The 25,104-nt window shown below is 40.8% G+C and carries 24 protein-coding genes and 2 pseudogenes; 16 read left to right on the top strand and 10 right to left on the bottom strand.

Features of this window, described 5'->3' with window-relative positions:
• Position 1: 1 nt before the first annotated feature.
• Both MTN96_RS14020 and MTN96_RS14025 read right to left on the bottom strand, forming a co-directional pair.
• On the bottom strand, positions 2-622 hold the full coding sequence (locus tag MTN96_RS14020; protein WP_013465078.1) for an L-threonylcarbamoyladenylate synthase: 621 nt from the start codon (positions 620-622) through the stop codon (positions 2-4).
• Positions 619-1,473 (bottom strand): PHP domain-containing protein, encoded by an 855-nt coding sequence (locus tag MTN96_RS14025; protein WP_248531991.1) that lies wholly within the window; start codon positions 1,471-1,473, stop codon positions 619-621. The genes MTN96_RS14020 and MTN96_RS14025 overlap by 4 nt, the downstream gene beginning before the upstream one ends.
• Positions 1,474-1,917: 444 nt before the next feature.
• On the opposite strand from MTN96_RS14025, the gene MTN96_RS14030 reads away from it, so the two are divergent.
• Genes MTN96_RS14030 through trpA form a run of 6 tightly spaced genes read left to right on the top strand, consistent with a single transcriptional unit; the run spans position 1,918 to position 8,505 of the window.
• Positions 1,918-3,486, top strand: coding sequence for an anthranilate synthase component 1 (locus MTN96_RS14030; RefSeq protein WP_248531992.1), 1,569 nt, complete (start codon positions 1,918-1,920; stop codon positions 3,484-3,486).
• Position 3,487: 1 nt separating this feature from the next.
• Positions 3,488-4,090: an aminodeoxychorismate/anthranilate synthase component II gene (locus MTN96_RS14035; protein ID WP_013465081.1), complete on the top strand. Its 603-nt coding sequence runs from the start codon at positions 3,488-3,490 to the stop codon at positions 4,088-4,090.
• A gap of 10 nt (positions 4,091-4,100) precedes the next feature.
• The gene (gene trpD / locus MTN96_RS14040) at positions 4,101-5,138 is read left to right on the top strand and encodes an anthranilate phosphoribosyltransferase (protein ID WP_248531994.1); all 1,038 of its coding nucleotides are present in this window, start codon (positions 4,101-4,103) and stop codon (positions 5,136-5,138) included.
• A complete protein-coding gene (trpCF, locus tag MTN96_RS14045) occupies positions 5,131-6,495 on the top strand; it encodes a bifunctional indole-3-glycerol-phosphate synthase TrpC/phosphoribosylanthranilate isomerase TrpF (protein WP_248531996.1) in 1,365 nt (454 codons plus the stop codon). The genes trpD and trpCF overlap by 8 nt, the downstream gene beginning before the upstream one ends.
• 7 nt (positions 6,496-6,502) lie before the next feature.
• Positions 6,503-7,687, top strand: a complete 1,185-nt coding sequence (gene trpB / locus MTN96_RS14050) for a tryptophan synthase subunit beta (RefSeq protein ID WP_036983443.1) — start codon at positions 6,503-6,505, stop codon at positions 7,685-7,687.
• Positions 7,684-8,505: a tryptophan synthase subunit alpha gene (gene trpA / locus MTN96_RS14055; protein WP_028835137.1), complete on the top strand. Its 822-nt coding sequence runs from the start codon at positions 7,684-7,686 to the stop codon at positions 8,503-8,505. Before trpB ends, trpA begins: the two co-directional genes overlap by 4 nt.
• Positions 8,506-8,578: 73 nt before the next feature.
• On the opposite strand, the gene MTN96_RS14060 is transcribed toward trpA, so the two are convergent.
• The gene (locus MTN96_RS14060) at positions 8,579-9,157 is read right to left on the bottom strand and encodes a type 1 glutamine amidotransferase domain-containing protein (RefSeq protein ID WP_214551980.1); all 579 of its coding nucleotides are present in this window, start codon (positions 9,155-9,157) and stop codon (positions 8,579-8,581) included.
• A gap of 221 nt (positions 9,158-9,378) precedes the next feature.
• Positions 9,379-9,648, bottom strand: a complete 270-nt coding sequence (locus MTN96_RS14065) for an HU family DNA-binding protein (RefSeq protein WP_036954530.1) — start codon at positions 9,646-9,648, stop codon at positions 9,379-9,381.
• 231 nt (positions 9,649-9,879) lie between these two features.
• Between MTN96_RS14065 and MTN96_RS14070 the strand changes: the two genes are divergently transcribed.
• Positions 9,880-10,521, top strand: a complete 642-nt coding sequence (locus MTN96_RS14070) for a CPBP family intramembrane glutamic endopeptidase (RefSeq protein WP_248531998.1) — start codon at positions 9,880-9,882, stop codon at positions 10,519-10,521.
• 53 nt (positions 10,522-10,574) lie between these two features.
• Here the strand turns inward: MTN96_RS14070 and MTN96_RS14075 are convergent, their stop codons facing one another.
• Complete coding sequence (locus MTN96_RS14075) at positions 10,575-11,999, bottom strand: sodium-dependent transporter (protein WP_036982471.1); 1,425 nt, start codon at positions 11,997-11,999, stop codon at positions 10,575-10,577.
• 188 nt (positions 12,000-12,187) lie between these two features.
• On the opposite strand from MTN96_RS14075, the gene MTN96_RS14080 reads away from it, so the two are divergent.
• From MTN96_RS14080 to MTN96_RS14100, 5 genes are all read left to right on the top strand, one after another.
• The gene (locus MTN96_RS14080; RefSeq protein WP_016900387.1) at positions 12,188-12,490 is read left to right on the top strand and encodes a YciI family protein; all 303 of its coding nucleotides are present in this window, start codon (positions 12,188-12,190) and stop codon (positions 12,488-12,490) included.
• Between the two features lie 161 nt (positions 12,491-12,651).
• Positions 12,652-12,912, top strand: coding sequence for a PepSY domain-containing protein (locus MTN96_RS14085; protein ID WP_069439545.1), 261 nt, complete (start codon positions 12,652-12,654; stop codon positions 12,910-12,912).
• A 3-nt stretch (positions 12,913-12,915) separates the two neighbouring features.
• Positions 12,916-13,590: a response regulator transcription factor gene (locus MTN96_RS14090; protein WP_008109187.1), complete on the top strand. Its 675-nt coding sequence runs from the start codon at positions 12,916-12,918 to the stop codon at positions 13,588-13,590.
• On the top strand, positions 13,584-14,921 hold the full coding sequence (locus tag MTN96_RS14095; RefSeq protein WP_028835133.1) for an ATP-binding protein: 1,338 nt from the start codon (positions 13,584-13,586) through the stop codon (positions 14,919-14,921). The genes MTN96_RS14090 and MTN96_RS14095 overlap by 7 nt, the downstream gene beginning before the upstream one ends.
• Complete coding sequence (locus MTN96_RS14100) at positions 14,908-15,321, top strand: hypothetical protein (RefSeq protein WP_036982467.1); 414 nt, start codon at positions 14,908-14,910, stop codon at positions 15,319-15,321. Before MTN96_RS14095 ends, MTN96_RS14100 begins: the two co-directional genes overlap by 14 nt.
• A gap of 129 nt (positions 15,322-15,450) precedes the next feature.
• Here MTN96_RS14100 and MTN96_RS14105 read toward each other — a convergent pair.
• Positions 15,451-15,781, bottom strand: a pseudogene (locus tag MTN96_RS14105) (VOC family protein).
• Here MTN96_RS14105 and MTN96_RS14110 point away from each other — a divergent pair.
• Positions 15,717-16,415, top strand: a pseudogene (locus MTN96_RS14110) (FAD-dependent oxidoreductase); the annotation flags it as partial. The pseudogenes MTN96_RS14105 and MTN96_RS14110 sit on opposite strands and share 65 nt — an antisense overlap.
• Before the next feature lie 42 nt (positions 16,416-16,457).
• Here MTN96_RS14110 and MTN96_RS14115 read toward each other — a convergent pair.
• Positions 16,458-17,501: an AI-2E family transporter gene (locus MTN96_RS14115; RefSeq protein ID WP_248531999.1), complete on the bottom strand. Its 1,044-nt coding sequence runs from the start codon at positions 17,499-17,501 to the stop codon at positions 16,458-16,460.
• 168 nt (positions 17,502-17,669) lie between these two features.
• Between MTN96_RS14115 and MTN96_RS14120 the strand changes: the two genes are divergently transcribed.
• Positions 17,670-18,560, top strand: a complete 891-nt coding sequence (locus tag MTN96_RS14120; protein WP_248532001.1) for a TIGR01777 family oxidoreductase — start codon at positions 17,670-17,672, stop codon at positions 18,558-18,560.
• 135 nt (positions 18,561-18,695) lie between these two features.
• The gene (locus MTN96_RS14125) at positions 18,696-19,874 is read left to right on the top strand and encodes a GGDEF domain-containing protein (RefSeq protein WP_248532003.1); all 1,179 of its coding nucleotides are present in this window, start codon (positions 18,696-18,698) and stop codon (positions 19,872-19,874) included.
• Between the two features lie 62 nt (positions 19,875-19,936).
• Here the strand turns inward: MTN96_RS14125 and MTN96_RS14130 are convergent, their stop codons facing one another.
• Positions 19,937-20,605 (bottom strand): DUF2987 domain-containing protein, encoded by a 669-nt coding sequence (locus tag MTN96_RS14130; RefSeq protein WP_282452042.1) that lies wholly within the window; start codon positions 20,603-20,605, stop codon positions 19,937-19,939.
• Positions 20,598-21,407, bottom strand: a complete 810-nt coding sequence (locus MTN96_RS14135) for a glucosaminidase domain-containing protein (protein WP_036982462.1) — start codon at positions 21,405-21,407, stop codon at positions 20,598-20,600. Before MTN96_RS14135 ends, MTN96_RS14130 begins: the two co-directional genes overlap by 8 nt.
• Positions 21,408-21,588: 181 nt before the next feature.
• On the opposite strand from MTN96_RS14135, the gene MTN96_RS14140 reads away from it, so the two are divergent.
• The gene (locus tag MTN96_RS14140; protein WP_248532005.1) at positions 21,589-22,881 is read left to right on the top strand and encodes an anti-phage deoxyguanosine triphosphatase; all 1,293 of its coding nucleotides are present in this window, start codon (positions 21,589-21,591) and stop codon (positions 22,879-22,881) included.
• A 66-nt stretch (positions 22,882-22,947) separates the two neighbouring features.
• On the opposite strand, the gene MTN96_RS14145 is transcribed toward MTN96_RS14140, so the two are convergent.
• Positions 22,948-25,104 (bottom strand): prolyl oligopeptidase family protein, encoded by a 2,157-nt coding sequence (locus MTN96_RS14145; protein ID WP_248532006.1) that lies wholly within the window; start codon positions 25,102-25,104, stop codon positions 22,948-22,950.

Genomic DNA, 25,104 nt, shown 5'->3' on the forward strand with positions numbered 1-25,104 from the left:
GTTATTCAAATGGCGTTGTATCACCGCAACCAACACGAAGAATTTGAATATCATCTTCTGATAAATCAATCACTGTGGTCGCCTGCTCAGGTAAATACCCACCATGAATAATTAAGTCCACATGTTTATCAAGGCGCTCTAAAATGTCATCGGGATCAGCTTGAGTAAACTCTTCGCCCGGTAAAATAAGTGAGCACGACATTAAGGGTTCACCCAGCTCAGCTAATAAAGCACACGCTATTGGGTGCTCTATAACACGTATGCCTATGGTTTTTTTCTTGTCGTTTAATAACCGCTTAGGCACTTCCTTTGTACCTTTAAAAATAAACGTGTAAGGCCCTGGGGTATTATTTTTAATAAGCCTAAACATTTGGTTATCAACACGCGCATAAGTAGACAGCTCAGATAAATCACGGCATACCAAAGTAAAATTGTGATGTTTTTCAATACCACGAATACGTTCAATGCGCTCTTTAGCTTGCTTATTACCTAAATTACAGCCTATCGCGTACCCTGAATCTGTAGGATACACAACTACGCCGCCTTGTTTAATAATATCAACAGCTTGAGAAATTAATCTAGGCTGTGGATTATCTGGATGTATATGAAATAATTGACTCATAATGCAACTCCTTCGTGCTTTTCCCATGTTTGCCAAACCCCTTGGCAATCTTTAGGTAAGTATAAATTTTTTCCAAGTTCTAAATAGCTAGTCGGAAAATGAAAATCAGAGCCTTGTGAGCAAAGTAGCTCGTATTCTTGGCTCAATAGCCCTAAAAACTGACGTTCACTTGGCGCCTGCTGCGGCTGCGCAACTTCCATTGCATCTCCGCCTACTGATTTAAATTCCACTAACAATTTACGTAGCCACTTGTTCGACATTTTATAGCTACTTGGGTGCGCTAAAACGGCCACCCCACCTGCGGCATGAATCGCCGCAATAGCTGTTTGCATATTACACCAATTACTTGGCACGTAACCGGTTTTACCTCGCCCTAAATACTTTTTAAATACCCCAGGAAAGTTTTTAGCTACACCACGCTCAATCAATGCTCTGGCAAAGTGAGCGCGGGTAATTTGTGCATTTTCGGCCAGCTCGCGAGCTTGTTGGTAAATACCATCGAATCCGTTTTTATTTAGTCGATGGCCAATCTCTATTGCGCGGGTTTCGCGTTTTTGCTGCTGCTCGCTCAGTAATGTATGCAAGGTACTATCGTTGGTATCAATATTTAGTCCAACAATATGAATTTCAAAACTTTCCCACTTGGTTGATATTTCAACCCCGTTAATAAGTTTAAGCGGCAAATTTTCACGTTTGATAAAAGCCCGTGCAGGTTCAATAGCAGCCACCGTATCGTGATCGGTAATAGCAAATACATCAATATTTTTGTCGACTGCTCGCGCTAATAATTCCTCAACGGTTAAATGGCCGTCTGAGTGCGTGGTGTGGCTATGTAGGTCGTATTTTATCAAATGAAAACTACTTAAATTTAGGGTTTAACGGTGTTTTACCCAGTATAACAAGTTTTTTAACTAAATTGTTTTAAATAAACACTTGACACAAAAGCAGTTGATACGTTTTACTGTAGCCACTTTTAGACATTAAAGAATTAACAACAATGAAAAATACAATTCACAACATCATTTGGTGGTGGCACTCTTAAAATCAAGGGTGATGAATTGTCGTGTCTAAACAAAAAATTCTAACCCGCTACCATGCGGGTTTTTTTATAACTAAATTTTGCAATACAAGATTAACAGGAATTAAAAACATGAATAACGTAAACACTCTTACACATCATTGGTGGTGGCGCCTGGCATAGCGGGACGGTAATGGTCTATCTATAATTTAGACATCGTTATTCAAACCCCGCACTGCTTAGCATTGCGGGGTTTTATTTTTTTAGGGGATGAGGTTTGATATTTAGTCATATAACAACAACACCAGGTGAAGTGACCAGCATAACGCAAGTACGAGACTACATAAGTAGCCCACTTGCATTGTATGCCGCACTTGATAAACCTAACTCACTATTACTTGAATCTGCAGAGATAGATTCTAAAGATAGCGTAAAAAGCTTAATACTCGTTGATTGTGCACTGCGTATTGTCTGCCAAGGCAATCAAGTGAGCGTAACAGCACAATCAAATAACGGGCAGCAGTTACTCAACTATTTACAAGCTAATGTAAAAAACTGCGCATCACAGTTATCCGATACCACACTAACACTGGCGTATCACCCAACAGATGACACAATAGACCAAGCCAGTAAGCTGATTGCAGATAACGCTTTTAGCGCATTACGCACCTGTTTAAACAGCATTAAAAGTACCACTAACAATCCATTCTCGGTGTTTTTAGGCGGTGTATTTGCCTACGACATGGTGGCTAATTTTGAACAGCTAACCGATGTACCCGACGGGGAAAACACCTGTCCAGACTATGTTTTTTATTTAGCAGAAACTCTGGTTGTTATTGATCATCAAAAACAAACAACGGAATTAATTGGTAACGTATTTAATGGCCCTGATGTACATGCAAACTGCTTTGAAGTAGGCAAACAATTAGAGCGCTTGAATACATTATGCGACCATGCTGCTGATTTCAGCGCACCAAGCCAAACTGGCGACTGCCCAGTGAGTGTTGATATTAGTGATGAGCAATACTGCCAGCAAGTAATTAAGCTCAAGCGACACATAGTCGATGGCGATATTTTTCAAGTGGTGCCCTCTCGTACCTTCTCACTACCCTGTCCTGACTCTTTACATGCCTACAGCCAGCTAAAAAAACAAAACCCTAGTCCGTACATGTTTTATATGCGCGATGAAGATTTCTCATTATTTGGCGCATCTCCTGAGTCCGCGCTTAAATACGAAGTTAAATCCCAACAGGTCGAGGTTTATCCGATTGCCGGCACACGCCCTCGCGGCAAATTTGCTAATGGAAAAATCAACCCTGATTTAGATAGCCGTATTGAGCTTGAGCTTAGAAACGATCAAAAAGAACGTGCAGAGCATTTAATGCTGGTTGATTTAGCGCGTAATGATGTGGCGCGCATTAGCATGCCGGGTACGCGCCATGCCAAAGAGCTATTAAAAGTAGACCGTTACTCACAAGTAATGCACTTAGTGTCGCGCGTGGTGGGGAAATTAAAACCCGAACTAGATGCCCTACATGCTTATCAAGCCTGTATGAACATGGGCACATTAGTGGGCGCGCCAAAGGTAAGAGCTGCAGAGCTTGTGCGCCAAACTGAAGGAAAGCGCCGCGGCAGTTATGGCGGCGCAGTTGGCTATTTAACTGGTGATGGTGCAATGGATAGCTGTATTGTTATTCGTGCAGCCTTTGTTAAAAATAATATTGCTTATGTGCAAGCTGGCGCTGGGGTTGTGTTTGATTCAGACCCAATGTCAGAGGCTAACGAAACCCGCGCAAAAGCACAGGCAGTGATCACCGCGATTAAATCGACATATGAGGCTGTATAAAATGAGTGAAGCACACCCTATTAAAATTTACTTTTTAGATAACTTTGACTCATTTAGCTATAACCTTGTTGATGAACTAACAATGCTAGGTGCTGAGTTAGTTGTTTACAGAAATAACATTAGCGCTGAAGTAATATTCAACAAAATGCAGGCAGAGCATAAGCAGGTATTACTGGTTTTATCGCCAGGTCCAGGGGCACCCAGTGATGCGGGTTGCCTAATGGAATTAATTAGCTTGTGCAAAGGTAAATTTCCAATGCTAGGCATTTGTTTAGGCCAACAAGCACTAACACAAAGTTATGGCGGAGTAATCGGTCATGCTGGTGAAACCGTACATGGTAAATCATCAATTATTGAGTTAGACGATCACCCTGTGTTTAACGGAATGGGCAGCACTATGCCAGTGGCGCGTTATCACTCATTAATGGCCACAAAAGTACCTGATAACTTAGCGGTTATTGCAAAGTATCAAGATATTCCAATGGCTATTTATCATCATCAAGACACTGCGCTGGGTTATCAATTCCACCCAGAATCTATTTTAACGCCCAATGGCGCTATGCTGCTGCAGCAAAGCGTTGCCTATTTAACGCGTGCCAAATAAAGGGAACATTATGACTACACAATTACAAAACTCGTTTAATGTTCAACAGGCTATTGAGCACGTTATTGCCAAGCAATCATTGAGCTATGCACAAGCAAAAACACTTTTTGATCAAATAATGCAAGGGAATATGAGTGATATTGAGCTCTCTGCACTGTTAATTAGCCTTAAAATGAAAGGTGAAATAAGCGATGAAATCGCCGGTGCCGCGGCCTCAATGCGTGAAAACGCCGTGGCATTTATAACCAATAAAACTCAACTTGCCGATAGCTGTGGTACCGGTGGCGATGGTTCGAACACTATTAATATCAGTACAACCGCGGCAGTTGTGGCAGCCGCTGCCGGTGTTAATATGGTAAAACATGGCAATCGCAGTGTATCAAGTAACTCAGGGTCTGCTGATTTACTCAAAGCCTTGGGGATCAATATTGATATGACTCCCACGCAAGCGGCTAAATGCCTTGAACATACAAATTTTACCTTTTTATTTGCACCGCACTATCACAGCGGCGTGCGCCATGCGATGAATGTACGAACCACTTTAAAAACCCGTACTATTTTTAATATTCTTGGGCCGCTAGCTAATCCCGCGGCCCCAGATGTTCAATTACTGGGGGTATACGATGAATCTTTGTGCCTACCTATGGCGCAAACTCTTCATACTCTGGGCACTAAGCGCGCTATGATAGTTCACGGCTCTGGCACCGACGAAATCGCCTTGCATGGCCCAACACAGGTTGTTGAGCTGGATAACGGCAAAATCACCCAATACACACTCAACCCTAGTGATTTTGACCTTGCAAACTATTCACTTGAACAATTAGCCGGTGAAGGCCCACAATACAATGCAAATGCCAGCCTTGCCATTTTACAGGGCAAAGGTAGCGAGGCACATAACGCCGCTATTATTGTTAACGTTGCTGCATTGCTGTACTTAACTGGCCAAGCACAATCGTTAAAACAAGGTGCACAAATAACACACTCATTATTACGTTCAGGCAAGGCCATGGACACACTAAATGCAATTATTGAGGTAAGTCATGGCTAATGTATTAGACAAAATTATTGCCGATAAAAAAATAGAACTCATTGAACGCAAAGCAGCGCGCCCACTTGAGAGCTTTAAGCATCAAGCTAAACCCACCACACGTAGCTTTTATCAAGCGTTAGCGGCACCTGGCACGCAGTTTATTTTAGAGTGCAAAAAGGCATCGCCTTCTAAAGGGTTAATTCGTCAGCCGTTTGATTTAACAGAAATCACCCAAGCGTATAAGCAGTATGCCACTTGTATGAGTGTATTAACTGACGAAAAGTACTTTCAGGGTAGCTTTGATTACCTTGAGTTTGTGCGCAGCCAAGTAGAGCAGCCACTTATTTGTAAAGACTTTTTTATTGATGAATACCAAGTCTATATGGCACGTATTTATGGTGGTGACGCTATTTTACTGATGCTATCAGTGCTTGACGATAAGCAGTATAAAGCACTGCATGCCGTCGCCGATTCGTTAAATATGTCGGTACTAACTGAGGTGAGTAACGAAGAAGAAGTGCATCGTGCACTGGCACTCAATGCACAAATAATAGGTATTAATAATCGTGACTTGCGCGATTTAAGCACCGACTTAGCCACAACCGAACGACTACGTAAACTTATTCCTAACGATAAAGTGGTTATTTCAGAGTCAGGTATTTATACCCATCAAGATGTAAAACGTTTAGCGCCTTTATGTAATGGATTCTTAATTGGCAGCTCATTAATGGCTGAGGCTGATTTATTACAAGCGTGCCGCCGCGTAATCCTAGGCGAAAACAAAGTCTGTGGATTAACCCGTAATCAAGATGCCATTGCGGCTTACGACAACGGTGCCCTTTATGGCGGATTAATTTTTTATCCAAAATCACCGCGCTTTGTCGATTTAGATTGCGCCAAAGAAATCAGCCAAAGTGCCCCTTTAAAATTTGTTGGGGTGTTTGTTAATGCCGCCATAGCAGAGGTTGCTGAGCACGCAAAACAACTAAAACTGTCTGCTGTTCAATTACATGGCCAAGAAGATGAACATTACATTGCATCCTTACGTAATGAACTACCACGTCATTGTGAAATATGGAAAGCACAGGCCATCAAAAATGCTTTACCACAACCGATTACAGGAGCCGATCGCCATTTATACGACACCCACAGTGATTCACAGGCTGGCGGCACAGGCAAAACATTTGATTGGTCGGTACTTCGCGATGCCACGACCCCATTTATGCTTGCTGGCGGCTTAAACCCAGACAATATTAGCGATGCACTTTTTCAAGGTGCTCTTGGGCTTGATTTAAATTCAGGTGTTGAAGAGTCTCCAGGTAAAAAGTGTGCAAACAAACTACATCATGCTTTTACAAGTATCAGAAATTATTGAGGTTAAAATGCAAAATCCAGCTTATTTTGGCGAGTTTGGCGGTATGTTTGTACCCCAACTGCTTGTCCCTGCGCTTAAGCAGTTAGAAAACGAATTTAATAAAGCACAAAAAGATCCTGAATTTCAGGCAGAGCTAAGTAAATTACTCAACGAGTATGCGGGTCGTCCTACCCCGCTTACTTTAACGCGTAACTTAGTTAAAAACCCAAAAGTAAAACTGTACTTAAAGCGTGAAGATTTACTCCACGGTGGTGCGCACAAAACAAACCAAGTTTTAGGCCAAGCACTGCTTACCAAACGTATGGGTAAAAAAGAAGTGATTGCTGAAACAGGCGCCGGCCAGCACGGCGTTGCAACGGCACTTGCCTGTGCGTTACTTGGACTAAAATGCCGCATTTATATGGGTGCAAAAGATGTTGAACGCCAACAACCAAATGTATTTAGAATGAAGCTAATGGGCGCTGAAGTTATTCCGGTAACCGCAGGCTCGGGTACATTAAAAGATGCGGTTAACGAGGCACTACGTGATTGGTCTGCCAATTATCAAGAGGCTCATTACCTTTTAGGTACTGCAGCGGGTCCTCACCCATTCCCGACTATTGTACGTGAATATCAAAAAATTATTGGTGAAGAAGCAAAACAACAAGTACTTAAAGCCGAAGGCCGTTTGCCTGATGCGGTTATTGCGTGTGTAGGCGGTGGGTCTAACGCAATTGGTATGTTTAGCGATTTTATTGATGAGCCAAGCGTTAAACTCATTGGCGTTGAACCTGCAGGTAAAGGGTTAGACACGCACGAACATGGCGCAACTATCTGTAAAGGAACAAAAGGTATTTTGCACGGTACTTACACTTATATTATGCAAAATACAGATGGCCAAATTGAAGAGTCTTACTCTGTATCGGCGGGACTAGATTACCCCGCAGTTGGCCCTCAACATGCCTTTTTGCACGAAACTGGCCGTGCTCAATATGTCGGTATTACCGACACCAAAGCACTTGATGCCTTTCAAGCATTAGCTAAACACGAAGGGATTATTCCTGCGCTTGAATCAAGTCATGCGCTAGCCTATGCCCTCGAATATGCAGAAGAGCAAACGCAAGACAGTATCATTGTTATTAATTTAAGTGGTCGTGGCGACAAAGACTTAGCCCACGTACACAAGGTATTATCAGAGGAAGGTCAACTATGAGCCACGTAAAAACTGACCGTTATGGACAAATGTTTGCCGCGCTTAAAGAGCAAAACCAGGGTGCTTTTGTACCGTTTGTGACCATTGGCGATCCAGGTAAAGCGCAAAGCATCGAAATTATTAAAAGCTTAATTGACGGCGGTGCTGACGGGCTTGAATTAGGTATTCCGTTTTCCGACCCGATTGCCGATGGCCCTGTCATTCAAAAAGCCAATATTCGTGCCTTAAACGTGCATATTAATACGCAAGACTGTTTTGATATTATTAAAGAGATCCGTGAATATAACGCCGACATTCCAATTGGTTTGTTATTGTATTCAAACTTAATATTTAAACGTGGCTTAGAAAAGTTTTACACCGATGCAAAAGCAGTGGGTGTTGACTCTATTTTAGTGGCTGATGTGCCATTACATGAGTCTAAAATGTTTAGAAAAGCCGCCATGGCCAATGGTATCGACCCGATTTTTATCGCTACACCGAACGCCAGTGACGATACCCTGCGTGAATGTGCATCATACGGCCGTGGCTACACCTACTTGCTTTCTCGTGCTGGGGTAACAGGTACAGACACCAAAGCACAAATGCCAGCAACCCATGTGGTTACGCGCTTACAAGAGTACCACAGTGCACCTGCATTATTAGGCTTTGGTATTTCAACGCCTGAAGATGTAAAAGCGGCACTTAAAGCCGGTGCTGCGGGGGCTATTTCGGGCTCTGCTGTGGTAAAAATTATTGAAGCAAACTTAGATGATTTAGATGCAATGACCACGCAGCTAAAAACATTTGTAAGCGATATGAAAGCAGCTACTGCACTTTAATAGCAAGCTGTGTTTTATCATTATCAATAAAAAAGGGCATGTAATATGCCCTTTTCTATTTAAAAGCCCACAGCTAATGCGCTTGGTGCTTACCTTCAAGTATTTCTTCAATAAATTTTGCATTAAATGCATCTAAATCTGCAGGGCTGCGGCTAGTGACTAAGCCGTTATCAACACACACCTCTTGATCTACCCAATGAGCTCCGGCGTTAATTAAATCGCTTTTAATACTAGGGAAAGAAGTCACTTTTTTATCTCTGAGCTTATTAATTTCAGCTAATAACCACGGCGCGTGACAAATAGCGGCCACGGGTTTGTTTTTCTTAGCTCCAAAAAAGCCATCAACAAACGCTTTGGCATCTTTATTTTGACGTAAGCTATCGGGATTAAACAAACCACCTGGCAATAAAAGTGCATCATAGTCAGCGGCATTGGCATCTGATGCTAATTTATCAACGGTTACTTTTTCACCCCAATTATCTTTATTCCAACCAGTGATCTGCCCTTCTTTAATAGACACCACCTCTATATCGGCGCCCGCCTTTAGTAATGCGCTTTGCGGCGAAAGTAGCTCGCTTTGTTCAAATCCATCGGTGGCTAAAATGGCAATTTTTTTACCTTGTAAACGGGTGCTGCTATGTAAATTACTCATTAAATAATCCTTATCTTATTTTTGATACACAGGGAAGTTTGCATACCACATACCAAAAATAACATGCTGATAATATTGGCGTTTTATATAAGGAGATTAGAGTGCTATGTAAATTATTTACAGTGGTTGCAGATACTACACGACCACTTAGGAATAATAAAAATAGCCTGCAAGGTACATGCTTTGTTTGAATAACAAAACTCCCTTACAGGCATTGACAATTAAAGGCTGTCTTTTAACGCTTTAGCTGGCTTAAATACGGCTTTATTAGCCCCTTCTATTTCTATTGCTTCGCCGGTTTGTGGATTACGACCTGTACGGGCTGGGTAATAACTTAATGCAAAAGTGCCAAAACCAGATATTTGTACCTGATCGCCTTCAGACAATGATTTGGTAATCACCTTTTGTAAGCTGGTTAACGCTGCTTGTGCGTCTTTTTTTGTTAACTCGCTCGTGTGTGCCATGGCTGTAACAAGTTCTGCCTTATTCATTTTTTGCTCCTAAATACACGCGCTGGCTTTAGCCAACTAGCGTGGCAATACAATGATGTAAAAATAAAAGCAGGCAGGCTAAGGGTTACAAGGGGGTAAGTCAACCTTAACCAAGCCCAAAGTGCATAAGGGGTAATGAGTGGCGTTAAATATAATCAGCTTGGCTGTTTTATAGTCATAAAGATGACTTAATCGCTTGCTAAGGTGAAATAAAAATCACCGTGAGCAAACGTGAACGCTAATCAATACCGCTGGTTTGAATTTACCTTTATTTTTATCATCCTGCCTTTAATTGGCTTTAATATTCGCCAGTATTTATCTAACTGGCTTATTCCAGCACTGATCATTTTAATGAGTGTGTGCTGTATGCTGCTGCTAAACGACATTCACTTTAAGCGCATTAGATTAACCAGTATGGGGCATTTTTCTGCTGTGAAGCGCCGTATGTTTAGCTTTTTCTTTATTGGCGCATTATTTTCAGGGGTGTTTTATAACCTACTCTACCAAGGACACTGGTTTACTTTACCGCGTGAAAACCTCATCGATTGGCTGATGCTATTGCTGCTCTACCCTTTGTTGTCGGTGATCCCGCAAGAGTTAATATTTAGAACGTATTTTTTTCATCGCTATAAGCGCATTATGCCCAGTAAATGGTTGCGCATTATTATTAGTGCCAGTGTATTCGCATTGGCACATATTATATACGCCAATTGGATAGCTGTTAGTTTAGCGTTTGTCGGTGGCTTACTATTTGCCTATACCTACGCGCAAAGCCGCTCAACTTTTGCCTGTGTTATTGAGCACAGCTTATGGGGCATTTGGATGTTTACCCTAGGGATTGGTGACTACTTAGATTCGGGTGCACTGAATTAACTAACCGCAACAAAAAAGCCGCGACAAGCGCGGCTTGATTAAATTAAGTTTAATTAAAAACCAAAAATACTGATATTAAAAAACTTGGTCGCAACGGTGTTTACAAAAATAAGCAGTAAAATCGCTGGAATAAACGTTTGCAGTGAAAAGTTAACGTACTTTTCCATAAAGCTATTCGCATAATTAGGCGAACCTTGTCTTAGCTCTTCACTTAAACGAACCTTCTTCCATTTATACATTACAAACAAACACACCATTAAACCATTGAGTGGTAAAATAGTGTCGTAGAACACGTCATATACAATATCAAAAAAGCTCTTGTTACCACTGCCGTAGCTAGTAAGGGTCGTGAGGCTGTCAATCATACCAAACGACATAATACACATAATGGTTAACACACCGGTTGATAAGGTAAGTATGCCTAGCGCTTTTTTACGGCTAATACCTTTACGGTCACTTAGTGTGGCAGTCGGCACTTCGACAATCGATACCAATGATGTAATTGCGGCAAAAAATACCAGCAAAAAGAAAATAAACGCCACGGCAGAGGCACCAAAGTAGCCAATATCGTGTTGTAACGCTAATAATATTTTTGGTAAGTACACAAAAATCATTGAAACTGACGAGTCAGATAACTTTGTTGGATCGGTATTTGGGTCAAAGCTAAAAATAGCCGGTAACACCATTAAGCCTGCAACAAAGGCAACTAATGAGTCGGTAATGGCAACCATTTTCGCACTACCCACAATGTCATCTTTTTTAGAAATGTAAGAGGCATACGTAATTAAAATACCCATACCTAACGACAACGAGAAAAACGCTTGGCTCAATGCGCCATTAAGAACACTGGCATTCATTTTACTAAAATCAGGAATGATATAGTACTTCACTCCCGCCATTGCGTTATCAAGGGTGAGTACGTAACCCACTAATATAATAAGCATGACAAATAACGCCGGCATCAAAAATTTAGCCGCTTTTTCTATGCCATCTTTTACGCCACCGACCAATATTAAGTTAACAATCACCACAACCAGTGCCATGTAACCAAACACCGTGTAGCTATTAATAAACTCATCAAAGTGCCCAGGGTTTGCCAACTTATCCAAATTACCAAATGCGGTTTGGCTTAAGTAACCAAAAATCCACACTGTGATCACCATGTAAAAAACGGCAATCATAAATGGCGTTAACACGGCTAAAAAGCCAGCAAACTTCCATTTTTTGTCGTTATTGGCTAACGCCTTGTATGCACCAAGAGGATCTTTTTGTGCGTGGCGACCCATAGCCATTTCGGCCATCATGACGGGTAAACAAATGAATGCGACGAACAAAGCATAGACGAGCAAAAATGCACCACCGCCATTCTTAGTCGCAGAAACTGGAAAGCCTACTAAGTTACCAATGCCCACAGCAGAACCCGCCGCTGCTAATATAAATCCTAAGCGGGAGCTAAAGTGCTCTCTATTTTCACTCATGTAATAACCTTGTTATTATTTATTTTATCCAAGGGACTCTACCAGTGTTACACAACGCTTTTCAAGCAATTACCGCGTAAAAAAACATTCTTGCTGTAAACATCGCCATAAACACTTTTAATTCACCAATTATCAACGCTATGCTAGTATGCAGTTAATTAAATTTAACAAATTTTGAGAGTATTTTTATGTTGTATATGATTTATTCAACGGACGTCCAGAACAGCTTAGAGCACAGAAAAGCCGCTCGCCCTGCTCATTTAGCACGTTTACAAACGCTAGAAAACGAAGGCCGACTATTAACAGCCGGCCCCCTTCCAGCGGTTGATAGTGAAGACCCTCAAGATGCAGGCTTTACTGGCTCTTTAGTGATTGCTGAATTTAACTCTTTAGAAGATGCCAGAGAATGGGCCGCAGATGATCCTTATGTTGCGGGTGGCGTATATGAAAACTCAATCGTTAAGCCATTCAAAAAAGTGTTCCCTGCTTAATATCAATGTGGGATCCCCTGTTTAACTGCAACCAGTAATTCAGGGTTTGTTCACTCATTTTTAATTAGACTTTGTCTTATAAAATTTAAATACCCAGTAGAGTATTTAAATTTTAGTGGCTTAGTTTTTAGGCTAAGCAGGTATGTTCTAGGAGTTTCGTAATGCGTGTATTATTAACACTCAATTTAATCGCTGTTTTTTGTTTGGCTAATTTTGCCCATGCAAATAATACTAACAGCACACCCGATAAAATTGAGATAAGCAAAAAGAAAGCAGTAATACTTGCAAAACAAACCACAGACGGTACAACATTAAAAATTTCTGAAGAAACACAATTTTATACAGTACGAATTTTAAAAGCTGACGGCCACGTCGTCGATTTGAAGATAAACAAAAAAACTGGCGAAGTGAAAAAGGATTAACCAATGCGAATTTTAGTAATAGAAGATGATTTACATTTGGCAGACAATCTGCGCAATGCATTAGAAAAAGAGCGTTACAGTGTTGATTTATGTCACGATGGCGAAGCGGGCCTTTTTCATATAACAGAATACCCTTTAGACATGGCGGTGGTTGATTTAGGTCTGCCTAAAATAGACGGCATTGAGCTTATTAACAAAGCCCGTGCCCAAGGCATCACTATCCCTATTTTAATCTTAACGGCACGCGATCGTTGGCAAGACAAAGTTGAAGGCCTAGATGCCGGCGCTGACGACTACCTAACTAAGCCATTTCATGTTGAAGAACTCATTGCTCGCTGTAATGCGCTTATTCGTCGAAGTGCAGGTAAAGCAAACCCAGAAATGACAGCCGGCCCTATTAAAATTCATACGCGTTCACAACAAGTGTGGGTAAATGACAAAGAGCTGAGCTTAACCGCATACGAGTATAAAGTACTTGAATACTTAATGGTTAACCCGCAAAAAGTAATTTCAAAGTCTGAGTTAACAGAGCATATTTATGACCAAGATTTCGATCTTGATTCAAACGTCATTGAAGTGTTTGTACTGCGTTTACGTAAAAAGCTCGACCCAGACGGTGTGCTTAACCCAGTAGAAACGCTGCGTGGGCGTGGTTACAGGCTTAAAAGCCAGTGGTAGCACCGCAGATTTCGTTAAAAATAAGGCAAGGATTTATCCTTGTCTTTGTTTTATTAGTCGCCTTACCTATTTTGTTTTACTCCATAGGTAAGGCGTATTACGCGTCACTTGTTGATGCCACCGAAAAAAACCTCGAAGCGCACCTGTATTCACTCATCTCCGAGGTTGATTTTACAGAGCGCGGTATTATTATGCCCAGCTCTATCTTAACGCCCGAACTCAACAACTTAAATTCTGATACTTATGCCATGATTTACCGTGACGATGTGCCTATTTGGCATTCTGAGTCTGCGGTTAACGTTAATTTTGTACCTCAGTATATAGAGCCCAAAGCCGGTGCCGCAGACTTTAGACGCGTGGTTTATAACAACACCGCCTATTGGCAGTTAAGCTTAACGGTCATTCTTAATAATATTGACCAATCAGAACAAGCACGATTTATTTTACTAAAACGCAACGATGCCCTACTGCGTTTAATGGACGGGTTTAAACAAACCTTAGTCGATTGGATGTTTATAATGGGGATTGCCATTGCAGGGTTAATGGCTATTGGTTTTATTTGGAGTGCAAGGCCGCTGCAGCGCCTAGATAAAGAAATAAAAGCCATTGAATCGGGTGATATTCAAGAAATTAAAGGCTTATACCCCGTTGAGCTACAAACAATAAAAGCCGACCTCAACCTATTGTTAGAGTCGCAGCAACGCCAAAAAGAGCGCTACCGCGCCTCACTCAGCGATTTAGCACATGCACTTAAAACGCCGTTGGCGGTATTAAAATCAAGCCCACTGGCCAACGATGCCGACGCACAAGAACAACTCGACAGAATTAATGTGATGATCGAGCACCAATTAAAACGTGCTGCTACTGGGGCTTCCGATACATGGAAAAAGCAAACCCCCATCAAACCGGTTATCGACTCTATCTTAAGTGCAATGGGTAAGGTTTATCGCGATAAAGACATCATATTTAATTGCAAAGTGAGTGATAAAGATTACTTTTTAGGCGATAAAACCGATTTAATGGAGTTATTAGGTAACTTAATAGATAATGCCTGCAAAGCCTGTCGATCCCAAGTAAGTATTGACGTTTCACAAGCTAAAACGCTCAGCATTAGTATTTGTGATGACGGCCCGGGTATTCAACCAGATAAACGCGAGTCATTGCTTCAACGCGGTACTCGCCTTGATACTTACGAGAGTGGCCATGGTGTTGGCATGGCGATTGTATCTGACTTGGTGAAGTCGTATCACGGGTTGTTAACTATTTCTCAGTCGCAACGTTTGGGCGGCGCAAAATTTATTCTCGAGTTTAATTACCATGAAAAAAAGTAAGTATATCCTTTGTTTTACTCTAGCCCTGTTATTTGCTTGGGCTGTTCCAAGCGTTGCAGCGCCGCAAGAATGCACACTTGAAAAGAACGCCCTACCCGAACAAATCAAAGCATATACACAATGTTTAGATGCCAAATTAAATACAGTACAGCAAGAACAAGATAGCTGGATCCAAAAGCGTACCTTTGAACTATCGGCATTAGAAAGCGAAACCGGCAACACCCAAATTTTGTCATTATTTAAACTAAGTATTAACGCAAAAGACAACTACATTCAAAGAAGCTGCCAATGGCGCTACATGCTAAAACAACCTAATGCACAACAAGCCGTTGTTACCTACAAAGAGTGTGAAATAGCAATGACCGAGCAGTTTATTCAGCAGCTTAAAATGGGGCTTTAATTAGTTTATAGGTAAGCGATGTGTGCTTAGGTTTGGTTTGATTTGGTAATTAAGTGAATAGTTTATTGGTGTTTTGGGAACTGCAGCCTTAAAGACTGCATTTTTGTAGTTATATAGTTTGCAATGTGATTACTCTGACCATACCGCAAATTCATTTCCATTAGGATCGCTGAAGTGAAATCGTCTACCACCGGGAAATGAAAATGTAGGCTTAATTACTTTGCCTCCAGCTTTTTCAATTTTATTTTGAGTCACTTCAAGGTCATTACTGTATAACACAATTAACGGGCTTCCGTTTTTTAGTAGAAACAACCAAGTCAGATTTAAAGAAACCACCATCAACCCCTTGTGCGGTAAAACTACAATATTCTGGGCCATAATCTACAAATGACCAGCCAAACACCGTTAAATTAGAACACGCTTTTAGCGAAGTGAAAAACCTCTCCAACGGCTGGCATATAAGCGCTAATTACCAAGTGAGTACGCAGCACTTTACTTGCGAACAGTTACTGTTGGCGTTACCCCCTAGTATGATCAGCCAACATTTAACTCCGCATTTATGGGCTGATAATGTTTTAACACAGCGTTTAACGTCGGTGCCTACATCGATGGCAGGCCAAGCAAAGTTTGTTGCCACCTTTGAGCACGCTTTTTGGCGAGATAAAAATTTATCTGGGCAATGTTTTAGCCGTGTTGGTCCATTGGTAGAAATACATGATGCCTCAGCAAGTGATCATGCTCATCCTCCTCTATTTGGCTTTATTGGCATTCCTTACTTACAGCGAAGTCAAGTAACTCGCGAGCAATTAACCCAAGCCTGCCTTGATCAGCTTGGCTGTTTTTATGGTGAGCAGGCTTATACTGCCACTGATTGCACGATAAAAGATTGGGCTGAGGATGAATTTGTGGCCAACAAGGATGACCAACTAGGTGTATCGCAGCATCCTGAATTTAATTTTTCAGGGCTCAGCGAGCAGCTTAAACAGTTACAAGTGCATTTTGTGGGGAGTGAGTTTGCACAACAAGAAGCTGGCTATTTAGAGGGGGCTATAAACGCTGTAGATAACGCCTTAGCTAATTTAATGGATACTTAGCTTTTTAAAAGGCGTGCTATGTAGGCACGCCTTTGTAAGGTATTAGTCTTCTGATTTGATAACGGTTTCTTCACCTGTGCCAAGCATAGTGGCTAACCAACGCCCTTCGTCACTGGCTTCTAGCGCTATTTTTACAATCATGGTTAACGGCACCGATAACAACATTCCCACAGAGCCTAATAACCAGCCCCAAAATATTAACGATAAAAACACCACTAACGTAGAAAGCCCTAACCCTTTACCCATGTATTTTGGCTCTACAATATTACCCATTACGGTATTTATAGTTAAATAACCCGCGCCAACGAGGCCTGCCACTAAAGGACCTTGAGTAATAAGCGCCAGTAACAGTGCTGGCACAGCCGCTATGATTGAACCAATGTTAGGAATGTAATTAAGCATAAATGCCAGTACGCCCCAAAGTACAAAGTAATCAACATCGAGTATCCACAAGTAAAAACCAGCAATTACACCGGTGGCTAAACTTACTAAGGTTTTAATAGCTAAATAAGAGTTAATAGAGTCTAAAAAACGGTCAATTTGCTTGATTTTGCTGTCAGGATCGTCCAGTGCTAAATGTATTTTTTTACCAAGTATGGGCCCTTCAAACAGCATAAAAACAACCGTTAAAATAATTAAAAACATATTGGCCATTACGCTACCTAAGCCGGTTAACATATTGGTGGCAACATCAACCATTTTACCGGGGTCGAACATAGACAAAATTTGTTCTTTATTAATTAAGATATTGTATTGCGACGCCATATCAACCAGCCATACAAATTCTTCTTTTAACTGTACTTTGTATTCAGGTAACTGCTTTGAAAAGTCATTAACCGACTGCCCCACTAAACCGCCTAAGCTGACACCTAAGCCCATAATAATAAGCACCACAAGCACAACCGCTATGCCTTTTGGAATACGGTAGCGAGCAAAAAAATTAATGAGTGGGCTACAAATAATGGCGATGAATGCTGCCAAAATAAACGGAATAACAATAGCACTTGCGGCTTTAATGCCCGCCAATACAATGACCAACGCCGCAAAAATAATTAAGCTTTTATTTACCCCAGTTAAACTTGCCAATACTCTTATCCTATTACTGTTATTTGGCTTCAGTGTAAGGCAAAACCCAATAGAATGAAATATTTATGGGTGATCATAATAATGATTAGTACGTATAAATTTGCAAATCGTTGAGCTGGGGAGTATAAATTTTAAACATCCCGCTTTATTTATAATTTTGGAGTTGCAATGCATATATTTTTTACAGGCGCCACGGGCTTAATTGGTAGGCACCTATGCCCTTTCTTGTTGCACCACCACGACATTACGGTACTAAGTAGAAACCCAACCAAAGCTAAAGTGTTGTTAGGCCACAGAGTAAATGCTATTAGCAGCTTAGACGATGTCGATTTTAATACGGTCGATATTGTCATTAATTTAGCCGGCGAACCTATCGTTAATAAACGCTGGAGTGATAAACAAAAAGCAAAAATACGCGATAGCCGAATTATTATTACCCAAGCCATAAGTGATGCAATTAGTCAATGTCATACACCGCCACATACGTTTATTTCAGGCAGTGCAATAGGCTATTATGGTCGCCAAGGTAAAACCCAAGTTGATGAAAACAACACAGAACCACACGATGAATTTAGTCACCAACTTTGTAAAGATTGGGAACTCGCTGCATTAAAAGCTGAGTCTGACGATACTCGTGTTTGCTTACTTCGCACAGGTATTGTACTGGCTAATAAAGGCGGCGCACTTGGAAAAATGTTGCCTGCATTTAAGCTTTGTTTAGGCGGGCCAATTGGCAATGGCGAGCAAGGTATGTCGTGGATCCACATTGATGACATGGTGCAGCTCATTTTATTTTTGATTCGTAATCAAGATATCTCTGGTGCTATAAATGCAACAGCCCCGCACCCGGTGAGCAATAAACAATTTAGCCAATCATTGGGTAAAGCATTGTCACGCCCAGCCTTTATGCCCATGCCTGCAGCTGTGCTCAATGTTTTAATGGGAGAAATGGCAGATCTACTTACAACAGGCCAATTTGTGGTGCCTAAAAAAGCATTAGAAAATAATTACCGTTTTCACTTTTCTGAAATCGATGCCGCATTAAAAAGTTTAGTTTAACGAGAGGTCTTAAAGGGTTAAGATTGTAGCGAGGGAGTATAAAGTCAATACTTTTTACTCCCTTGCTATTTTAGTGTTACTATCTAATAATGAGTTAAGCGTTATTTCTTATTCAGCTAAAAGAGCAACTAAAACATGCTTCATTTACCCACATTAATTAGCCTCTGTTTTATTCTTAACTTGTTTATTGCGGTGTTCTTTTTTTCTGTGTATTCATATAAAAAACAACCTAGCTTTTTATTTTTTGCTACTGCCTGCTGCTCGTTTATAACTGCTATTGCCCTAATTGGTTCAAGAGGGCTGATTGACTATCCACTTTTAACTTACTTTTTTGCTTACCTATTTATTATTTTAACCCCACTCCTGCTTATTTTAGGGTTAATACCACAAAGTACGGTACCTGCAGTAAAGCTATCGCCTTTATATTATGCCAGTGCTATATGTTGCACATTGCTACTTGCTGTGTATCTCATTGATGCGGGGCAAATTATTACCAGTATTATTACTGCCGTATTATTTAGCTACGCGGCCTATTTAATGGTCAAAACCCCCAGTGTTGCTAAAGTACAGCAACGACTACTAATTGCCTGCTTTTCACTACACAGTGTAGTAATGCTGTTGCAAGTTGTACTCCTTGTTTTACCCTACTTTAGCCAAATTAGTCAGGCGAACTTAGCCGCGGGATTACAACTATTATTGGTCTCGCATTTATTTTTAACCACAGCCAGTGCATTAATTCTGCCGTTTTTTGCTTTTGCCAATGAAGAATCAAAACTAATAAACTTAGCGTATCACGATCCGCTTACACAATTATTAAACAGGCGAGGCTTTTTCCGCCTGTGTAAAAAAATAACCCACACTGCACCGCTTGACAGCAGAGTGTCGTTAATTATGCTCGATATCGATCTTTTTAAACAAGTGAACGACCAATATGGCCATGAAACTGGCGACGAAGCAATAAAGTGGATTGCACAACATATTAACGAATTGTTTTTTGAAGCAGGCATTACCGCTCGAATTGGCGGAGAAGAGTTTGCTATTTTCCTTAACCAAAAAAATCTTACTCAAGCAAGGCAGTTAGCCCAAAAACTATGCAAAAGTATTGATCAATATCCCTTTTATTTTAATGGTAATAGCATTGCACTGTCTGTTAGTGCCGGAGTAAGTAGCGCACTTATTCGCGATTTAAATATGCAAGCGCTGCTATTACAAGCTGATAAACGCCTTTATCTTGCCAAAGAAACGGGTCGCAATAAAGTTGTTACTCATGATGAAAAAAGCGCACTCATGAATAGCCCCACTGCTATTATTTAATTTAGTAATAAAAAAAGCGGGGTCAAACCTGACCCCGCTTTATAATCAAACCAATTAATTTATTACTTACTGATCCAAGGTGTTACTTTAACTACCTCGTTAATATCAGCCAATACTTTGGTGTCGTTTTGCCAGTTGTCTGTTACTTCAAAATAACACACTGATTTTTCGCATGTTATGTGCTCATCATCAAATTGTTTAGGCGCATTAAAAGTAACAACCACCCCTTTTTGCTCAGGCAGTAAAAACCACATTAGTTTGCTAACAAAAAAGCCCGACAAGTCTGTTAAAAGCGCTTCAAGCTCATTATTAATGGTTAATAATGATTGCTTTGAAAAGGTTAGCCCTTCTAGCTCGTTGGCCTCTATTTGAAGCTTTAACTGACAATCATGAACCGGATTTTTAGGCTGAACCACAATCACCGCTTTGTCAGTATCAAGCTGCTTATCATACGGTAATAACAATTGCGCTTTGTCGGTGTAATTAAGCGGGTACTCATTTTTTTCAGTTAGAATAGTGCCGCTTTTAATACTACACACCTCATTAGTACCAATATCGCTGATATAAAAGTTTACACGGGCGTATTGAAAATCACCTTTGTTTACTACTTTTAACCGGTCGTAAAAACCGTCATACGACATAACAAACTCTTTGGCATAGGCGTTATTTGCCGCTATTGTTAAAAAACAGGTCGCTATAGTCGTCACTAATTTTAATACTGGTTTATTCATCAAAGTACGCTCGGTTTTGATTGATCATCGTATTTAGCTCTTCAATGTACGCTTCACCACGCTCTGAGTAGGACATCAGCCCAAGGGTTAGCTTAGTCGCCTTAATTGGCTTTTGCTGTGCGCGTAAATCTTCACGTATACTGCGTAATTGTTTATAAGCATTATGTGTATTAATATTTCTAAAATATGACGTTACTGCAGCGCGAACCGATTTAAATGCAGCCACTTCATGCTCGGCTTCATTATTACGTCTTCTTGGCACCATGCCACAGCCTTTTTTGTAGCACCATTGGCCAAAAAAATTTAAGCCTATTTGGGCAAAGCGAGAGGTACCCCATGCCGACTCATTAGCTGCTTGCATTAGCGCAAGTTCTTTAGGAATAATATCTACACGGCGCAGCGCTTGAGTTAGTGTAAGCGTGTCTAAGGTTTCAGGTAAGCGGTATAATTTAAGTATTTTTTTAATATCGCTCGCTTGTTTTTTACTTAACGGCTCGTCGTGTTCTAGCATCATGCGCGCAATTTCAATGTTTGCACGTTGCTGTAAAATCTTTTTGTTTTCGGCTTCTACATGGGGCTTAATGAAGTTAAAAAACGCATGCTTTTTCTCTTTTACATCGGTGTATTCTGAGAATTTTGGCAACTTAACATTGTGCAATGGTTTTTCTTTCTTCTTTTCTTTTTTAATGTCGTCGGCACGTGTTTGTTCATCTGAAACAAACTCATCAGTTTGTATAAATGGATGAGTAAGTGCCCAAATAACAAGGGCGGCTAACAACAACTGAAAAATAGTTTTTAACATGTATTATCTCAATTAAACTCTAAGTTATGTATGGTGTAGTCACATACATACGAACGCTCATTATACCTAAGCCACTTTATAAACGCGAATACCGAACAACTGAATAAAATTCATACGCCTATTGTGAGTTATTTATAATATACTAAGCGTTAAAGTCGTAGATATAGAGATAGGTTGTGACATGGATAAACAGTGGCAAAATAGAATAATTGAACAATATAAGCACCGCCCAAACGATAACCGCTCTCCTTGGCAAATAGACCGCTCTCGAATTATTCATGCTGCAGCATTTAGACGCCTTCAAGCCAAAACTCAAATAATGAGTATTGGTTTAAATGATTTTTATCGCACACGTCTTACCCATTCTTTAGAAGTATCGCAAATAGGCACGGGCATATTACGTCACTTAAAAGCCCAGCACCCTCGTTTTGAACATTTTCCATCAACCGGATTACTCGAAACCTTGTGTTTAGCTCACGACATCGGCCATCCGCCCTTTGGGCACGGCGGAGAAATTGCGCTTAACTACATGATGCGTGATCATGGTGGGTTTGAAGGTAACGCACAAACGCTACGAATAGTTGCCAAACTAGAGCCTTACAGTAATGGCTATGGCATGAACTTAACAAGACGCACATTATTAGGGTTTATAAAGTACCCTGGTTTTATCAACCAGCTGTGGTACAACATTCCCAAAGTAGATAAACAACGCGCGTTTATAAAAGCCGACGACTGGCGACCTGCTAAAGGTATTTACAACGACGATGCACCTATATTTAATTGGATCATTGAACCACTAAGCCAAAACGATAAAGCATTATTAACCAGCCAAAATATTGTAGATTCATACCGAGCTAAAACACGCTATAAATCTCTTGATAGTGCCATTATGGAACTGGCTGATGACATTGCCTATGCCGTACACGACCTTGAAGATGCCATAGCCACCGATGTGTTAAGCCTAGACGATTGGTTAACCCATGCATTGCCGCACTTACAAGCACTCAACTATGATTGGTTAAATACGCTACTTAAATCACTTACAGAGCGATTATTTTCAAAGCACGAACATGAGCGCAAAGATGCCATTGGTGAATTAGTAAATACCTTTATTATTCATATTCATTTAGACATACAAAACGATGCCTTTGAATGCCCTATTTTAAAGCACACCGCTAAATTAGATCAGCAATACCAAAACGTATTACAAATACTTAAACATTTTGTATTTCAACGCTTGATACGCGACCCACAAATGCAACAAATAGAATTTAAAGGGCAAAATCTGCTTATTGAACTGTTTACCGCATTTGCCAGCGATCCAATGCGGTTATTACCCGAAACCACGCAAGCACTTTACCTAGAAGCCGAAAAACACCATCAAGGCATGCGAATTATTTGTGACTACTTAAGCGGTATGAGTGACGAATACGCTTATAAAACCTATCAACGGTTGTTCTCACCCATACAATAAAGTAGTGAGCATAAAAAAGCCGAGTCACTTAAGTAACTCGGCTTTTCGTTAGCTTATAAAGTCACATTAAAGTGATTTAATGCCCATGTTGTAAAGCGTAAAACCGTACATGTCGGCATAAAGATCAATAATTTTACTGGTTGGTGTACCTGCACCATGGCCTGCATTGGTTTCAATACGAATAAGCGTTGGGTTAGTACCCGCTTGCTTCGCTTGAAGCTCTGCTGCAAATTTAAATGAATGCGACGGTACAACGCGGTCATCATGATCGCCTGTAGTGATCATCGTCGCCGGATATTCAACCCCTGCTTTTACATTATGAATTGGCGAGTAGCCTTTTAAGTAATCAAACATTTCTTTACTTTGGTCGCTTGTACCGTAATCGTATGCCCAACCAGCGCCCGCTGTAAAGGTATGATAACGAAGCATATCCAGTACACCTACCGCAGGTAACGCCACTTGAAATAAGTCAGGTCGCTGGGTCATTACGGCACCGACTAATAACCCGCCGTTTGAACCACCTCGCAGTGCTAGGCGCTTTTTAGAGGTGTATTTTTTATCTTGTAAGTATTGTGCGGCGGCAATAAAGTCGTCAAATACGTTTTGCTTTTGCAATTGCGTACCTGCTTTATGCCACTCTTTACCATACTCACCGCCGCCACGAATGTTTGCCACTGCGTATACGCCTCCTTGCTCAAGCCAAGCCGCTGTTGTAGAGCTAAAGCGAGGTGTTAAGCTTATATTAAAGCCACCATAGCCATATAAAATAGTTGGGTTGCTACCGTCTAATTCAATATCACTTTTGTAAGTAATAATCATCGGTACTTTAGTGCCGTCTTTAGAGGTATAAAATACTTGCTCTGAGGTGTAGTTGTCGCTATTAAAATCAATCCCTGACTTACGATATACTTTTGACTCACCGCTTTGTACATCAAAGCTGTAAGTCGTGCCAGGGGTTTTATAGTTAGTAAATGAGTAATAAAGCGTAGTTTGCTCTTTTTTACCGCCAAAGCCAGCCGCCGTCCCAACGCCTGGTAAACTAATATCGCGGATCAATTCGCCCTGCTTGTTGTACTGCTTCACTTTAGAGATAGCATCAACCATGTAGTTGGCAAAGAATGTGTTACCGCCAAGCGTTACATTAAGTACGTTTTCGGTTTCTGGAATAAAGTCTTGCCAGTTTTCAGGTTGCGGGTTGCTTGCATCAACCGTCACTACTTTTTTATTTGGAGCATTTAAGTTAGTAACCAAAAATAGCTTGCTGCCTTCGTTATCAATCACGCTGGTATCAGAGTCGGTATTACCCACTACGGTAACAAACTCGCTATCTGGCTTAGTTAAATCTTTAATAAATAATTTATTGCCTGAGGTCGATACGCTAGCACTAATAAACAAATAGCGGCCATCTTTGGTCGCTTTAGCGCCCACATAACGGTGTTTTTGCTCAGCGGTATCGCCAAATACTAGCGTATCCTCGCTTTGGGCTTGGCCTAATTTATGGTAGTACACTTTATGTTGATCAGTTTTTGCAGAAAGCTCACTGCCTTCTGGTTTGTCGTAGCTTGAATAATAAAAACCATCATTTGCCAACCAACTTACGCCACTAAATTTAACATCAACCAGTGCTTGCTCTACTTGCTCTTTGGTTTCGGTGTCTATAACAATGATTTTGCGCCAATCACTGCCACCTTCCGATATTTGGTATGCTAACAATGAGCCGTCTTCTGAAAATGATAAGCCCGACATTGAAGTGGTACCATCTTCACTAAAGGTATTAGGATCTAAGAAAATCTCAGCCTCGCCGCCGTCTTTACTGCGGTATAAAACGTACTGATTTTGCAGGCCATCATTTTTGTAAAAATAGGTGTAATCACCTTCGGTGAACGGCGCGCTGATTTTTTCGTAGTTCATTAACTTTTCAAGGCGCTGCTTTAACGTATCTCTGTACGGTATTTGCTCTAAATAAGAAAAGGTTAGGTTATTTTGTGTTTTAACCCATTGAGCCGTTTCATCACTCATATCATCTTCTAACCAACGATACGGATCAGCCACATTTTCACCAAAGTAAGTGTCAACCACTGTGCCTTTTTTAGTTTCAGGGTAATTTAGATAGTTAACTGCTTTCATCGCTGTTTTTACTTCATTTTGAGTGGTGTTTTTTGCAGGTTGTGAACAACCCGCAAGTGCGATTACAACCGCACAGGTCAGTGTTTTTTTTAGCAT

It is taken from the genome of Pseudoalteromonas sp. 2CM28B (assembly GCF_023161935.1).